This window comes from Moritella sp. 24 (assembly GCF_018219155.1).
Lineage (GTDB): Bacteria > Pseudomonadota > Gammaproteobacteria > Enterobacterales > Moritellaceae > Moritella.
In genome coordinates, this window is record NZ_CP056123.1 from 375,022 (window position 1) to 390,687 (window position 15,666).

Annotated in this window: 15 protein-coding genes; 12 read left to right on the forward strand and 3 right to left on the reverse strand. The window is 37.5% G+C overall.

The window, feature by feature from the left end; genetic code table 11:
* Positions 1-131 precede the first annotated feature (131 nt).
* Entirely contained in the window at positions 132-1,250 is a 1,119-nt protein-coding gene (locus HWV00_RS01725; protein WP_211684423.1) for a PKD domain-containing protein, read from the reverse strand.
* Between the two features lie 510 nt (positions 1,251-1,760).
* On the opposite strand from HWV00_RS01725, the gene glnK reads away from it, so the two are divergent.
* From glnK to HWV00_RS01745, 4 genes are all read left to right on the forward strand, one after another.
* Complete coding sequence (glnK, locus tag HWV00_RS01730; RefSeq protein ID WP_211684424.1) at positions 1,761-2,099, forward strand: P-II family nitrogen regulator; 339 nt, start codon at positions 1,761-1,763, stop codon at positions 2,097-2,099.
* Positions 2,100-2,111: 12 nt separating this feature from the next.
* A complete protein-coding gene (locus HWV00_RS01735) occupies positions 2,112-3,344 on the forward strand; it encodes an ammonium transporter (RefSeq protein ID WP_211684425.1) in 1,233 nt (410 codons plus the stop codon).
* A gap of 181 nt (positions 3,345-3,525) precedes the next feature.
* Complete coding sequence (locus tag HWV00_RS01740; protein WP_211684426.1) at positions 3,526-4,107, forward strand: aminodeoxychorismate/anthranilate synthase component II; 582 nt, start codon at positions 3,526-3,528, stop codon at positions 4,105-4,107.
* A 148-nt stretch (positions 4,108-4,255) separates the two neighbouring features.
* A complete protein-coding gene (locus tag HWV00_RS01745) occupies positions 4,256-5,476 on the forward strand; it encodes an aspartate aminotransferase family protein (RefSeq protein ID WP_211684427.1) in 1,221 nt (406 codons plus the stop codon).
* 325 nt (positions 5,477-5,801) lie between these two features.
* On the opposite strand, the gene crp is transcribed toward HWV00_RS01745, so the two are convergent.
* Entirely contained in the window at positions 5,802-6,443 is a 642-nt protein-coding gene (crp, locus tag HWV00_RS01750; protein WP_017223190.1) for a cAMP-activated global transcriptional regulator CRP, read from the reverse strand.
* Positions 6,444-6,727: 284 nt separating this feature from the next.
* Here crp and HWV00_RS01755 point away from each other — a divergent pair, with 284 nt between their 5' ends.
* The 5 genes from HWV00_RS01755 to HWV00_RS01775 all read left to right on the forward strand — a co-directional run bounded on the left by HWV00_RS01755 (position 6,728) and on the right by HWV00_RS01775 (position 10,355).
* Positions 6,728-7,132, forward strand: a complete 405-nt coding sequence (locus HWV00_RS01755; RefSeq protein ID WP_211684428.1) for an OsmC family protein — start codon at positions 6,728-6,730, stop codon at positions 7,130-7,132.
* 240 nt (positions 7,133-7,372) lie between these two features.
* A complete protein-coding gene (locus HWV00_RS01760) occupies positions 7,373-7,957 on the forward strand; it encodes a cache domain-containing protein (RefSeq protein WP_211684429.1) in 585 nt (194 codons plus the stop codon).
* Positions 7,958-8,111: 154 nt separating this feature from the next.
* Positions 8,112-8,306, forward strand: coding sequence for a DUF997 family protein (locus tag HWV00_RS01765; RefSeq protein ID WP_211684430.1), 195 nt, complete (start codon positions 8,112-8,114; stop codon positions 8,304-8,306).
* A complete protein-coding gene (panF, locus tag HWV00_RS01770; RefSeq protein WP_211684431.1) occupies positions 8,299-9,735 on the forward strand; it encodes a sodium/pantothenate symporter in 1,437 nt (478 codons plus the stop codon). Before HWV00_RS01765 ends, panF begins: the two co-directional genes overlap by 8 nt.
* Before the next feature lie 218 nt (positions 9,736-9,953).
* A complete protein-coding gene (locus HWV00_RS01775) occupies positions 9,954-10,355 on the forward strand; it encodes a response regulator (protein WP_211684432.1) in 402 nt (133 codons plus the stop codon).
* On the opposite strand, the gene HWV00_RS01780 is transcribed toward HWV00_RS01775, so the two are convergent.
* A complete protein-coding gene (locus HWV00_RS01780) occupies positions 10,352-11,308 on the reverse strand; it encodes a pseudouridine synthase (protein WP_211684433.1) in 957 nt (318 codons plus the stop codon). The two genes, HWV00_RS01775 and HWV00_RS01780, sit on opposite strands and share 4 nt — an antisense overlap.
* A gap of 172 nt (positions 11,309-11,480) precedes the next feature.
* Between HWV00_RS01780 and HWV00_RS01785 the strand changes: the two genes are divergently transcribed.
* The 3 genes from HWV00_RS01785 to HWV00_RS01795 all read left to right on the forward strand — a co-directional run bounded on the left by HWV00_RS01785 (position 11,481) and on the right by HWV00_RS01795 (position 15,646).
* On the forward strand, positions 11,481-12,395 hold the full coding sequence (locus HWV00_RS01785) for a YeeE/YedE thiosulfate transporter family protein (protein WP_211684434.1): 915 nt from the start codon (positions 11,481-11,483) through the stop codon (positions 12,393-12,395).
* Positions 12,396-12,909: 514 nt separating this feature from the next.
* Positions 12,910-14,067 (forward strand): hypothetical protein, encoded by a 1,158-nt coding sequence (locus HWV00_RS01790; protein WP_211684435.1) that lies wholly within the window; start codon positions 12,910-12,912, stop codon positions 14,065-14,067.
* A 247-nt stretch (positions 14,068-14,314) separates the two neighbouring features.
* Complete coding sequence (locus HWV00_RS01795) at positions 14,315-15,646, forward strand: DNA polymerase (RefSeq protein ID WP_211684436.1); 1,332 nt, start codon at positions 14,315-14,317, stop codon at positions 15,644-15,646.
* Positions 15,647-15,666: the final 20 nt, after the last annotated feature.

Sequence of the window (15,666 nt, forward strand, 5' to 3'; positions counted from 1 at the left end):
TATTATTAGTAAGCTTATTAGTTCGTAACAGGGAGAGGGGTTCGAATTATAGCTTCACTTTGATTCAAACAGCCTAGTTCGAATGAACAGGCTGTGTGATAGGTATTAAAAATTGAGTTTGTTACTTGGTGTTATGAGCACTCATTGTTGCCTTGCTGTCTGATTTGCCAAGTTAATGTCGGTGTTATACGGTAGAAAGGTAGACCATCTTTGTACTGTTTAACTTTTTCACTACACCACGTTTTTGCAGCTATATTCGTTGTGATAGGTGAAGTGCTAAAGCATTGACCTTCATCGGTGCTTTTGAAAATTGAACTTGAGGTCGTTAATACATCGCAGGTGACGTAGGACGCTTCTTCATAAACATTAATTGTCTTTGTCTTTGTACTTGTAACACCTTCGGTGCTTATCACTGTAAGAGTTATGTCGTAAGGTCCTTCCGCAGAATAAGTTGTTGATGTATATATGTTTGATGCTGTATCACCATTACCGAAGTCCCATTGATAAGATGTTATGTCACTGCTCTGGTTTGAGCTTTCTGCGGCATTGAAATTAACCTCAAGTTTGTCTTTTGTATAATTAAACTCTGCAATAGGTGTTGTCGTTTCATTTACAACGAAAACGCTTGTCATTGTTGTTGCTTGAGTTAGATCCTCCGCAGTAACTTTTAAGTGTACTTCTTGCGGACCCATTTTTGTGAAGTTATGACTGATTTCAGAACCTGAAAATTCCTCACCTTCAATAATCCAAGAAAATATAGATAGAGGGCCTTGGCTATAGCTAGATAAATTACTGTTAAAGACATATGTTGAAGTTCTTCTATTCGTAATATCTATGACAGCTTTTGGAAGAACTGGACCTGTGGCAATATCATCTGCAGTGATTTCTATATTTCTTGAAAATTTGGCAAGTTGTTCACCGGTATCGTTTATTAGTGTTAACTTTACTTTATATGTCGCTGTATCTGTAAATTGATACTGAGTCGATTGTTCCGGGTAAAGTGAGGTTATTTCCCCTTCGGTCTCTAAACTTATTGACCAGTCAAATATTAGATTATCTGCGGACTGAACGATATCATTTTCAGTATAGATAGCTGTAAATTTATAAACCGGAGAGGCAATGTCGTAAGGTTCAGCTGAGAATGTAACCGCATAATTAATATCTATTTGTTCATCTTTATTATCAAATACGTCTTCAGAACCACAGGCTGTGAGGTTTGATAATAGTGCTATGAGTAGTAGTTTCTTCATTGTATATCTTCCATGAATTGAGATTTAAAGTAACAGATCCATCTTAGTTACTCAGCTTGGAAGCACACTATCATTATTATTGATTATAAAAAGTACCAATTTTATTTTAGTACACAACCCTTCGTAATCTAACAGAATTGTTTTTATATCGATGATTGAGGTGATTTTTAATTGATGATTCTCAAGATTCATTCTTTAGACTGGTGATTACCTATTAGGTAGTGGTTATTAGGCATTGAAATTAGTTGATGTCTTACATAAATTTAAGATATGAGAAGTTATTAAATTTGAGATTAAGCTCTCAATTCAAATTTGATAACATTAATTTAACAAACTGCACTAAATTGGAATTAATCATGTGACTCTTGCACCAAATAAGTGCTTCTTTGATGTATGTAATCGCTGTGTTACGTGTAAGTATATGAATTTATTTGTTTTAAATTGTTGGCACGGAGGTTGAATTAAGTTTAATCATATAGTTATTCAATATACTCAGGCAAGGAGCTATTTATGAAGCTAATAAGCGCAATCATTAAACCATTTAAACTCGATGATGTTCGTGAAGCAGTCGCAGATATCGGTGTTGAAGGATTAACAGTTACTGAAGTAAAAGGCTTTGGTCGTCAGAAGGGACATACCGAATTATATCGCGGTGCAGAATATCAAGTTGATTTCTTACCTAAAGTTAAGTTAGAAATTGCAACGCAGAGCGAAAATGTTGATCGCCTCATTGAAGCTATTAATAGTGCTGCTTATACCGGGAAAATTGGTGATGGTAAGATTTTTGTTTACGATTTAAAACAAGTTGTGCGTATTCGTACGGGCGAAATGGACTCAGAAGCAATTTAAGGGAAATAAATTATGCAAGAGCTAACAACTACAGTTACTGAGTTGCGTTTCGCACTCGATACTTTTTATTTTTTAATGTCAGGTGTACTTGTCATGTGGATGGCAGCTGGTTTTGCTATGCTAGAAGCAGGTCTGGTTCGATCTAAAAATACAACTGAAATTCTAACGAAAAACGTCGTGCTTTATTCAATCGCATGTATCATGTTTTTATTAGTTGGTTACAATATCATGTATGTGGATAACGCAGAAGGCGGTATCATCCCATCATTTGGTTCTTTAATTGGTACACAATCTGAAGGCGCTGATCATTCATTAGAATCAGATTTCTTCTTCCAGGTAGTATTTGTTGCGACTGCAATGTCTATTGTATCTGGTGCGGTTGCTGAACGTATGAAATTATGGGCTTTCCTTGCTTTCACTGTTGTTTTAACAGGTGTTATTTATCCGATTGAAGGTTATTGGACTTGGGGTGGTGGTTTCTTATCTGAAGCTGGTTTCTCTGATTTCGCGGGTTCGGGTATTGTTCACATGGCCGGTGCAGCTGCTGCATTAGCTGCGGTACTTTTACTGGGTGCTCGTAAGGGTAAATATGGTAAAAATGGTGAGATTTATCCAATTCCAGGTTCAAATATGCCATTAGCAACATTAGGTGCATTTATCTTATGGATGGGTTGGTTTGGCTTTAATGGTGGTTCACAGCTGTTATTATCAGATGCTGAAAATGCAACGGCTGTTGGTCAAATTTTCCTAAATACAAACGCAGCAGCAGCTGCAGGTGCTGTTGCCGCATTACTTATCACTAAAATTATGTGGGGTAAAGCAGACTTAACAATGGTGCTTAATGGCGCGTTAGCTGGTCTGGTAACGATTACTGCTGACCCGCTTAGCCCTGCACCGGCATTTGCAACATTATTAGGTGGTTTAGGCGGTGTATTAGTTGTGTTCAGTATCGTTGCATTGGATAAAGCTAAAATCGATGATCCAGTAGGTGCTATCTCTGTTCATGGTGTGTGTGGTCTATTTGGTCTAATGGTTGTTCCATTTAGTAATGGCGATGCAACATTTGGTGCTCAGTTATATGGTGCAGCTATTATCTTTGCATGGGTATTTGCGGCAAGTATCTTAGTGTGGGCTGTATTGAAAGCAACAATGGGCATTCGTGTTAGTGAAGAAGAAGAGATCACTGGTATGGATATGGCTGATTGTGGTATTGATGCTTACCCTGAGTTTGTATCAGTTAAATAAATATATTTCACATTAGTGATTAAATAATAAAAGCTCAGCATTTGCTGAGCTTTTTGTTTGTTTCTACAAAATATAAATAATATGAAATTGGTGTAGCGATATTACGACGCTACTCTATTAGAAACCAATTTCTAGCTATGATATTATTTACTCAGTTTCCTCATTAGAATTTTAATCTTTCATGTTACTTATTATCGATAATTACGATAGTTTTACGTTTAATTTATTTCAATATTTCTCAGAACTTGGCCAAGAGGTTATCGTTAAACGTAATGACGACATTTCACTGGAGCAAATATCTGCACTTTCACCTGATTACCTAGTTATTTCACCTGGACCTTGCACGCCAAACGATGCCGGTATTTCACTATCTGTTATCGAACAATTTTCAGGGAAAATACCAATTTTAGGTGTTTGCCTTGGTCATCAGTCGATTGCGCAAGTATTTGGGGCAAATGTGGTAAAAGCTAAAAAAGTGATGCACGGTAAAACATCTCAAATACAGCATGTAGGTAAAGGCGTTTTTTCTGGATTAAATAACCCTTTAACAGTGACGCGCTATCATTCTTTAATTGTTGAAGCTCCAACATTAAATGACGAGTTTGAAATTACAGCTTGGACGGAAGATTGTAATGGTGAATTTGAGGAAATCATGGCATTCAAGCATAAGTCTCTTGCGCTAGAAGGTGTACAGTTCCATCCTGAGAGTATTTTAACCGAGCAAGGGAAAGATTTATTAAATAATTTTCTCCTAGGAAATTAACCCTATTTCAAAAATTACTAACGTTTCTGCTACGTTATTACATATAGGACTTGACCTGTGACTTATTATTTATAATTATTGAATATATATTCATCAGGGTGATGGGTTGATATATTTAGATATTGATATTTATTAAGAGGGAAGGGATATGGCCAATAACGTAACAGGTGTTACTCGGGAAGATTTTGATAATGTAATGGTTCCGAACTACGCACCAGCAGCAATGATCCCTGTTCGAGGTCAAGGCTCACGAGTTTGGGATCAAGATGATAAAGAATACATTGATTTTGCTGCAGGTATTGCTGTTAGCTGTTTAGGTCATTGTTACCCTCCTTTAGTTGATACTCTGCAAAAACAAAGTCAAAAATTATGGCACGTGAGTAATTTACTGACAAATGAGCCTGCATTAAGGCTTGCGACAAAACTGGTTAATTCAACTTTTGCTGATAAGGTTTTTTTTGCAAACTCAGGTGCCGAAGCAAATGAAGCTGCACTAAAATTAGCGCGTCGTTATGCATTAAATAAATTTGGTGAAGGTAAAGATCAGATTATCGCGTTTAACAAGGGCTTCCATGGCCGTACATTCTTTACTGTGACGGTAGGCGGACAAGCGACCTACTCTGACGGTTTTGGTCCTAAGCCTGGTGCTATTGAACACATCGATTTTAATGACCTTAGCGCATTTGAAGCATTAATTAGCGATAAAACATGTGCAGTAATGATGGAACCTTTACAGGGGGAGGGAGGGATTAACTCTTCTAACCAACAGTTCTTAATTGCTGTTCGTGCTCTGTGTGATAAATATAATGCGCTGTTAATATTTGATGAAGTACAGACTGGCGTGGGGCGTACGGGGAGTTTTTATGCTTATCAGCATACCGATATCAAGCCAGATATTTTAACGTCAGCGAAAGGCCTCGGTGCCGGTTTCCCTATTGCCGCGATGTTAACGACAACGGATATTGCAAATAGTTTTAGTGTTGGTACACATGGTAGTACGTATGGTGGTAATCCACTTGCTTGCAGTATTGCTGAAGTTGTTGTTGATACTGTTAATGACCATGCTTTCTTAGCTGGGGTTAAGGCTAAATCAATCATATTCAGAAATGCATTAGGGCAGCTTAATGAGCAATATGCTATTTTCTCGGATATCCGTGGTGAAGGTTTACTGTTAGGTGCTGAGCTAACTGAAAAATATCAAGGTCAGGCCATTACGATTATGAATAAGGCGGCTGAAGAAGGGTTGCTAATATTAGTGGCTGGCGCGAATGTATTACGTTTTACACCTGCTTTAAATATTCCTGAAGAAGATATTTCTGCTGGTATGGAAAAACTTAATCTTGCTATCAAAAAGTGGCTATCAGTTTAATTCCAGTATGATTTTAAATCGCGTGCTATAAGGCGAATTAACTCTGTAAATAGCGCCATTGGTTTTGATGTTGTGGTTTATTCAATACGGGTTATCGTATATTAGTCGGACTATTGAGAGCGCTGAAGCTTGGGTTGACTAATATTATAGCCTGAGTACGCCTATAACATACCTTGTTAGGCTTTATAGTGATTTAATGTTGATATATGTGTCGGTAATATAATATCTGTGTGGCGGTGTTTATATAGAGCGATAAACGAAAACGACGTCTGATTTGTTTATCACATATCAGACGTCGTTTTATTATCTTAGTAAACGAGTTGGATTAGCGAGTGCCAAATACAACAATCGTTTTACCGTGAGCTGAAATAAGCTCTTGCTCTTCAAGCATCTTCAAAATACGGCCAACAGTTTCACGTGAACAACCAACGATTTGACCGATTTCTTGACGAGTAATTTTAATTTGCATACCGTCTGGGTGAGTCATTGCATCAGGTTGTTTCGCTAAACTTAATAATGTTTGTGCAATACGACCAGTTACGTCTAGGAATGCTAGATCGCCAACTTTCTGGCTTGTAGTTTGTAGACGTTCAGCCATTTGTCCTGATAGACGCATTAGAATTTCAGGATTAACTTGGATTAACTGACGGAATTTCTTATATGAAATTTCAGCTACTTCACATGGTGATTTAGCTCGGATCCATGCGCTACGAACAGGTTCTTCAGTGTCTTCAAATAGGCCTAGTTCACCCATGAAGTCACCTTGATTTAGATAAGAAAGGATCATCTCCTTACCTTCTTCATCTTTAATAAGAACTGCCACAGAACCTTTCACGATAAAATATAAAGTTTCCGCTTTTTCTCCAGCATGGATCAGCGTACTTTTTGAAGGGTACTTATGAATATGGCAGTGAGATAAAAACCATTCTAAAGTCGGGTCAGATTGTGGCTTGCCGATAACAACCATGGGTATTCCTCTGTAAGTTATTATAATCGCAATTTATGTCCGTGTTGCGATATTTTAATTTTATTATTATTACTGACTTGATAGCATAAGAGACAATAACACTAATAAGCAAGAACTGAGTTGATTTCTGCTCAATATTAACGTGAATATATCATTTTTTGATTATTGACTTGCTGTTTATTTGTGACTTTTAACTATATTTGGGATATGAGACGGTATTTAATTACCTTAGTGGCATTAAATATTGTCTAATGCCTTCGAATTAGACATTAACTAGGTGTTTTATGAAAGCAAATGTGAAGTGGATCGAAGAAATGCAACTGATGGGTACATCAGAAACTGGTCATGGCATCCTTATGGATGGTAATCGTGATGGTATTGCTGCAAGTCCAATGGAAGTTGTGCTGATGGGAATGGGCGCATGTAGCTCTATTGATGTTGTCGATATTTTAAAAACGGGACGTCAAAACATCTTAGGTTGTGAAGTTAATTTGACGAGTGAACGTGCCGCTGAAGCACCGCGTGTTTTCACTAAAATTAATGCACATTTTATTGTTTCTGGTACAGACCTGAATGAGAAAAAAGTAAAGCGTGCGGTTGAACTATCGATGGAAAAATATTGCTCTGTAGCTAAGATGCTAGAGAAAGCGGCGGAAATAACGTCAAGCTATGAAGTTGTAGCAAAATAATTTACTTTGCTGATTAATTATTAACGGTGAGCTGATCCTGTATGCTTATCGTTAATTTATTTTTTAAACATATTACATTTTTGTAATATGACTAGCTGAAAATCTAGACAATAGCGTTATAGATATTCCAATATTATCCAACTCATACATTAATCTTTAATTTTCTTATTGTTTACAGTCGTTTATGTTTTTATGTGTTAGCATGCGAATAAATTATTTCGTTATGTTATTGAGGCTGTAATGTACCGTCGTTATCCTGTTATCTTCCATATTAGCTTATGTATTGCATTTAGTTTTATAGTACTTGCACTGGCTGCATTAGGGTATTTATCAATGCTGCGTGGGGATATGTTGGCAGAAAGAAAATCACGTTTGGTGAGTATTATTGATAAAACAGAAGCGATTTTTCAGCGCTATGATCTGTATTATCAGTCAGGAGTCCTGTCACTCGAAGATGCACAAGAGCAAGCATTACAACGTCTTTCTTTTTTAGATGGTAATTATATTTTTGTTTTTGATAATGATTACACTTTATTAGCCTCTTTAGGCGGTGTAGATGATTCAAACGCTAATGTTAAAATGCTACAAGATTCCAATGGTAATTTCACTTATCAAACAATACATGAGCAAGCAAAAAAACTAAAAAATGGCACTTTTGTCAGCTATTGTTTTCCCCTTTTCATTGGTGGTAAAGCCGTGCGTAAAATCTCTTATAGTAAACATTTTTCTAGTTGGGGTTGGACCTATGGCGCAGGTGTGTATATTGATGATATTGATTCGGTCATTAGCGATACATTGATTTCGTTTGATGAATTAGTCGTTTAATAAACACGAAAATAAAACAATATTTGGATGTAAGGCTTCATCTCGATATAATTCAGCGTAAAATACTAAATCTGTCGAATAATTCATATGATTAGAATTATTTATCGATAATGATTATCTATACTCTTCGCGGGTATTTATTTTAGGCTAAGCTATGCAATCAATTTCAAAAAAAACGCTGCTGCTCACATTGAGCTATTTTGTTCTCTGGTGCAGCGGACCGTTATTACTACAAACACAAGGTAACTGGTGGGGACTGCCTGTCTGGTTCTGGTTTTCTTGTTTGTTTGCACCCTTATTACTTATTTTCCTTCTTATTTTAATGATTAAATCTACTTATCATGACTAATCTTATTCCTATTTTTATCTATCTTATTATTAGCCTACTGATCACTCGTTGGTGGAGTAGTCGACAATCGAAGCAAGCGGGTGCCCTGTATCAAGACAAAGCTAAACGCTTTTTTATTGGTGGACGTTTTCTTAATGGTCCGTTATTGGCGTTGACCTTAGTTGCTACTTATACCAGTGCAAGTTCCTTTATTGGCGGTCCCGGTGCTGCTTATAAAATTGGCTTAGGTTGGGTGTGGCTTGCGTTGATTCAAGTGCCTGTTGCGATGTTAACACTGGGTGTATTAGGCCCTAAGTTATTAGCACAACGTAAAGCGGAACACGCGACACTCATCGAATGGTTGGATGCGCGTTATCAAAATAATTGGTTGACCAAATTAGCGTTGGTGAGCCTTGTTGTTGGCTTTATTGCGATGATCTCGGTGCAATTTATTGGCGGTGCTCGTTTATTCTCTGGTGTTAGTGGGATCAGTTATGAGCTTGGATTGGGATTATTTGTTATCACAGTGCTGGCTTATACACTTACTGGTGGATTTAGAGCCGTGGTGATCACCGATGCGTTCCAAGGTATTTTGATGATCGTCGGTGTACTGGTTATCTTTTTCACTTTATTGTCGCAAGGCGGTCTAACGGCGCTTATGGCTGATGTCAGCGCACAGTCTCCAACATTGTTAAGCCCACAAGGTAATAACGGTCAGCTTGGTTGGCCGATGATGTTGTCTTTTTGGATGCTTATTTGTTTTGGTACCTTAGGTTTACCACATACAGTAGTACGCTTGCTTGCGGTAAAAGACACTAATGCGTTAAAGCGAGGAATGATTTGGGGAACAATTATTAGTTTCTTAATGACCCTTATCCCACATCTAACGGGTGTATTAGGTCGTGCTTTATATCCTGATTTAACTGTACCTGATGAGATCATGCCTACGTTAATTACAGGACTATTTAATCCATTTTGGGCGGGCGTATTACTGGCTGCACCAATTGCAGCGGTAATGTCATCTGTTGATTCGATGCTATTACAGTCGGCTGTAAGCCTTGTGCGTGATGGTGCAGTACGTTGTTATCCGGCAATGACGGCAGATAAGCAGGTATGGCTAACACGTGTTGCAATGCTATTGATAACCCTAATTGCAACTTATTGTGCAATTGAACCACCGAAAATGATTGTTTGGCTTAATCTTGCTGCTTTTGGTGCATTACAGGCGGTATTCTTATGGCCTGTGCTTGCTGGGTTATATTGGCCCCAGGTTTCCGGTCATGCGGCTCTTTCTGCAATGGTAACTGGTCTTGTTAGTTATTTATTGTTGCTATGGTTTAAGCCCGCGATGTTTGGTATTCATCCTATCGTTCCAGCTTTATTTATTTCGATGTTTGGAATGCTAATCGTTCATCGTTTCCAACAACGTTACACAAATCAAAAAGCATAACCGTAAAAGCGCAGTCCTTTATCTTCTAAAGTCTGCGCTTTTATTAATATGTATTATTTATAACGCACTAAATTATATCGTTAATGATGGGAATTATAATGCGTTAAATCTAAATGTGAACTACCTCATACTTTAGAGGTAAAGTATTAAAAGCTGCGCACCTTTTATTTTACCTAAGCCTATACTAATCTAATTCGTCACAATCAAAAGGAGTTGTAATGAGGTGTCTGATTGTTGAAGATAGTAAGGTGATCGTACAAATAATTACACAATTAGTGCGTAAGATTTCGTTTGAAAGTTACTCTGATTGTGACAGCGTCACCTATGCTGAAAATGTGCCTTTGGCATTAAATTTATTATCAAAAAATGAGTTTGATTATATTTTTTTAGATCTTAATCTACGCGATGATCTTGATGGTTTACGCGTATTAGAATATGTCCGTAAACAGCAAAAAAATATTCCCGTATTTATTGTTACCGGAGATAATAATATTAATACGGTAAAACAAGTTATTAAACTACAGCCTACGGACTATTTAGTTAAGCCTGTATCTAAAATGAAAATTGCTCGTTGTTTAGATAAAGTTAAAATGGCGCAAAAGCTAACAGCAGTTGTTTAAACTGCTTCTATCATATCAATTCGTTTATCTACTATCTCATCAATACTAAGTGCTTCTGCCGTTATATTATGCTCAATACCAGAGACTGGATCGGTAAACTGTAGGTGTTGAGCGAGTAGTTGTAATGGTTGCTTAAAATTATCATCACATCGTTCTAATAATGTTGGATATAACCGATCGTTTATCAGTGGCATACCTAAGCTATCCATGTGTAAACGTAACTGATGCGTCTTGCCTGTAATTGGTGATAATTTAAATAACCCGAACTCCCCTTTAACTTCATTTAATTCGATTGTTGAATGGCTATTCGCTTCGCCATCGGAAATCTGCATCGTGAATGTTGGGTTACCTTTAACAATTTTATTTTTTACTGTCCAGCAGTACGGCAACGGTAACTTATCTTCATCATGTAATCGTTTTAGTTCCGGTGTTAATCGTGCTATTGCCTGATAGTGTTTTGTAATATTTCCATGCTTAAATAAGTCATGGTACAAGTGGCGTTGCTCAGGGTGCTTAGATAGCAACATTAGCCCTGCTGTCGCACGATCAAGGCGATGGGCTGTCACTAGTGTTTCGATACCTGTTTTTATTCTTAGACGATTAACTAAGCACTCATTAACGAATTGACCGCTAGGGCTTACGGCTAAAAAATGAGGCTTGTAGGCAACAATAATATTGTCGTCTTCGTAGATAATCTTTTCAGTAAAAGGTACTTTTTTCTCTACCGCAACTTCTCGGTAATAATAAACTCGTTCTCGTGGCACAAACACGCAATCAAGAGTGATTAAACTACCATCTCGCCAATGCACTTTTCCATCCACAATACGCTGTTGCCATACCGTCGCATCGATCTGTTGGAAGTGACTGATAAGAAAGCTGAATACAGTGGGTTTGTCCGTCACGTTTTCTGGTAGGACGATATGGGAAGCGTGGGTGGCACGAACCTGAGACATAAATTAAAACTCGTTAAACACAAATATGATAGGCGAAGGAGTGTAGCTGATATTATCTTTTAATTCACTCCTCAAGAGCCCTCGCTATCAATTCGAGTTGCGGTTTTCCATAAAACGTTGGCTTTACTATATTTAAGATTACGAGTACATCGAGTATTACTAAGGAGTATGCGTGTTATTTTTTATTACGCTTGTGTTAATTGCTTGTCTTGGTTATTTAGCGCAAACAACTGGCTTATGTATGGTCAAAGGTATGAATCAAGCAGTGAAAAGAAAGCCCATGTTTTTAGTCGCGATCTTACTTAGCGGTTCCTTTGCATGGCTACCTTTATTGATCGCTAATTTTAGTGTTGAAAGAAATATGTTTATATCATACGAGGCAACTTGGTTCTCAGCTGTCGGGGGGCTTATTTTTGGTTTTGGAGCCGCGATAAACCATGGTTGTGGCGTATCTACGGTCAGTCGTTTAGCACGTGGAGATATTGCCATGTTAGCGACTATTTTGGGCTGGTTAGCAGGTTGGGTTTTACTGGCTTCATTTATTTCTAAAGTCGAAAGTCATGTTTATATTTTACCTCAATATATGCATTTTATTGGTGGTGCTCTACTGTCGATATTATTAGTAATTGCCTTATTTCGATTTAACAAAGAAAATCAAAAGCTATGGTTATCGATGTTAAGCATTGGCATGGTGGCAAGTATTATATTTTTGTATGAACGTCACTGGACACCGAGTGGATTACTGAAAGATATTAGCTTGTTTGTGTGGTATGGAAATGAACGAACTTGGCCGTCAGTAGAGCGATTTTTATTGATATTTAGCTTAATCTTGGGGATGCTTATTGCAGCTATCGTTACTCGTTCGTTTGTTTTTAAGTGGTTTACAATCAGGCTGGTTGCTAGGCACTTATTAGCAGGTGTATTGATGGGCATAGGCGCTGTATTGGCCAGTGGCGGTAACGATACGCAGTTGTTATTAGCCTTGCCCGCATTTTCACCAGCAGGCTTGGTTGCTGTGGTTTTTATGCTGTTCGGGATTTATTTAGGTGGTATTGTTTCTAAGATCGTCGATTTGAAAGGTAGGTAAAATTAGCTTTAGAGTGATAAGAAGGACTGACTTGACTAATTTGGTGGATAAGCATCGTTTATGTGACTTTATTACAGACATAAAAAAACACCTGATGTTTCCATCAAGTGTTCTAAATTTGGTGGGCCCTCCCAGACTTGAACTGGGGACCTGCCGATTATGAGTTTCTTCAACTTAGGTTATTTCTATCCATCTTCAAGCCATATTTCCCCGCTAATACCCTACGAAAAATCATAAGCTGATACCTGCGTTGACGTTGACGGCGTGATTCCGTGTTTTACAGGACTGTCGCCGCCGTCAGGGATTGGGGTAAATGTGAGGGGGGTTGGGTGGAAGTACCGGAGACTGACAGGATTCGACAGGAAGATCTTTGTATAATATTTCCTGTCTATAAGTCGAGCGTAACTATTCGTGTGGTCTTAACTGTGGTTGATATAACTATTGGTAATCGAGATTATATATGTGAATTAGGTACAATTAAGTTATTGAATAATTTATAGGTTAAATAGCACTGATGGTAAATTTTTACAAAATTCCAGATGATGATCCAGATTTAGAGGCTTTTGAGCGGCTAATTGCTGATTTCCACCCTTGGTATAGAAAATTTAAAAATAAGAAAGAAGGGAGACCAAGTTACAAGCATAAGAATTTCTACTACCGTGCGTTTGAGCAAGGCCCATTTCCAGGTATTGATGATCCTTATTGCCCATTCGCATTTACATTTTTTAATAAAGATCATCTATATAATTATTTTTTACAGTGTCATAAATTTCTTGAAAAACGGTATGGACATAGAGAGGACAAGGTGGGCCTTGAAAAAATAGTAGAAAGCTTTGAAAATCTGATGAAAGATAAAAGTCTAGTTTTAACCCATGACCTTGAATGTTTAGTTAAAACTAGCTGTTTTATATGGTCGGAGTTAATTGGAAATTATATAGTTGATGGACGAAAATATATTAATGCTGATGTACAAGATCGGATTGTTGAGCATTGCCAGAATGTGAGTGATCTTTTATGGGAGTTGTCTCAATCTGAAGAGTTAGAGTATGGTGAGTTAAAAACACTAGATCTTCATGGACGGTATGCACTGTTAGCTAAGGCGCTGCTTCAAGGGTACATGAGGATGTTACCGAGTCAGATTAAAGAACATACTATATTCTGGAAAAAAGAAATAGCTAGAACGTCTACGAAAAAAAGCCCATTTAAAAATATGAAGGTCATTGTCAAAGCTGGATTTAAAGAGATATTTCCTAGATATATTGATGTTGTACTCGCTCATCACATTGTAAAAAAGTTGGGTGGAACTCCTGATATGCCTTCCTCTCCAATGGATTTTATCTACAAAGAAATTCATCAAAATAACTCAGCTAATTCTGGAGATCTTAGAGCTCAATATCGATGGTTATTCATTAAAGCATGGCTTTATTCTTATTTAAAAAAATATGACCTGAAAGCATCTGAAGTAGCAAGGCAGATCTCTCATGATGATGATTTTTTTTATATGTCTGACATGCCTAAATTGAAAGATTTCAATAATGAGTCACATAAAGAAGAGATTCAAATTGCACGATTTCGAGATCTAAAGAACCACCTTTCGTATTGGAAAAATAACAAATCAGAACAGGGTTATGTCTACAGTAAAATATTAAAAAATAGCAAAGACCAAATTTAGTCCTCGACTTACCTCTAACCTCCTTCAAAGAGAAGCCATCGCGCTTCTCTTTTTTTTTACTTTAACAAAGCCCGGCGCAAATGACAGCTCACAAAATAGATTTACTGTTTAATGCAATCCAACGAGAGGCAACTCTCAATGCTCTTTAAAAATTTGGACTAAAGAAAACCAATTCATTTTAATAATGCATTAAACCGGATTCCGACGCCAATCAACGTCCGGTGTAATGCAAAAAAAAGGAATAATTATGTTAATTAAAGAAAACAATACTATTGAGGTTAAATCAAAACTTCAAACAGCCTGTATCTTTGCTAAGGCTAAGCATGCACAAAAGTGTGCCCCATCAATGGGGGTCATTAAAGATAAGCGCTTAAGCGAGTTGATCAACGAATATGACGGGAATGGATTACCGTCAATTGAGTTAGCGGAGAAACTAGATCCATATACGAACAAGGAAGACGTTTTAGGTACTAGTGATGACATTGGTTATATAGAAAGCTGCGTTAAACGTTACTTGAGAGGCATTCCAATACATCTCGGGAGGTTAATAAAATGTCAGGAAAAGCTAAAATTTTATGAAAAAGTGCATGAAAAACTAATTGACCAAAAAGTAATTTCTGTTGACGGCTGCGACATTGCGGTTAGCAATCTTCACCAATTTTTAGCACCGTCGGATTGGATCCGCTGGCCTAAATGTCAAAATGGGGAGTTAGTTACTGATGTAGATGAACTTAAAAATATACCCATTCCATTAGCCCGTAAATTATATCAAGCGCTAACCTTTGCATGGAGTAAGAACCTACTCAAGTTTAATGTAAACCATAAAGGTCGACATTATGAGTATTGTAATCCGTTTGCTGCGAGTAGTGGTAGAGAAGCGACAAAAGGTTGTTCTTTTGTCTATTTACCTTGTGATTTACGTCATTATCTTCTGTATCCCAAGAAAGGAAATCAGATCTTCATACTTGATTTCTGTTCTCAGGAACCTGCTTGCTTAGCTGCTATGTGTGGTGATAGTGAGCTTTGGGAAGCTTACCAGCGTGGGGACTTATACGAGGCATTAAAAGCTAGAGATAGTTTGTTCACAGATCTTAGTCGAAAGACATTCAAAGTTCTGTGTATTAGCCACCTCTACGGTATTACACCTAGTGGCATTTCTAAGACATTTGGAGTCACTAAAGATACCGCTGTTCTATGGGACCGCACCCTTCGTAAAATAATGCACAAAGTGAATGCCTATCTTGATAGCAAAGTTAAACAAGCTTTTAAGCAAGGTTACGCTGACGTGTTCGGGTTTCGCCGTACAGTCGCAGCCGACACAAGAACGTCATCAATTCGTAATTTTTTTGTGCAAGCCGTATGTGCTTACATGCTAAGAAAAATATGCTTGAAACTAGAGCAACTCAACATCCCCCTTATTTTTTCTATTCATGACTGCTTTGCAATCGAAGTTTCAGCCAATGACAAAGAGACTAAGCCACTTGTAGCCCAAGTAATGGCTGATGTGTCTGAATCAATCTTAGGGCAAGGATACAGATTACGTAGCGACTGTGAATATCACAAAAAGAATATTAATTAACTTAGAATTGGAGAGAAATC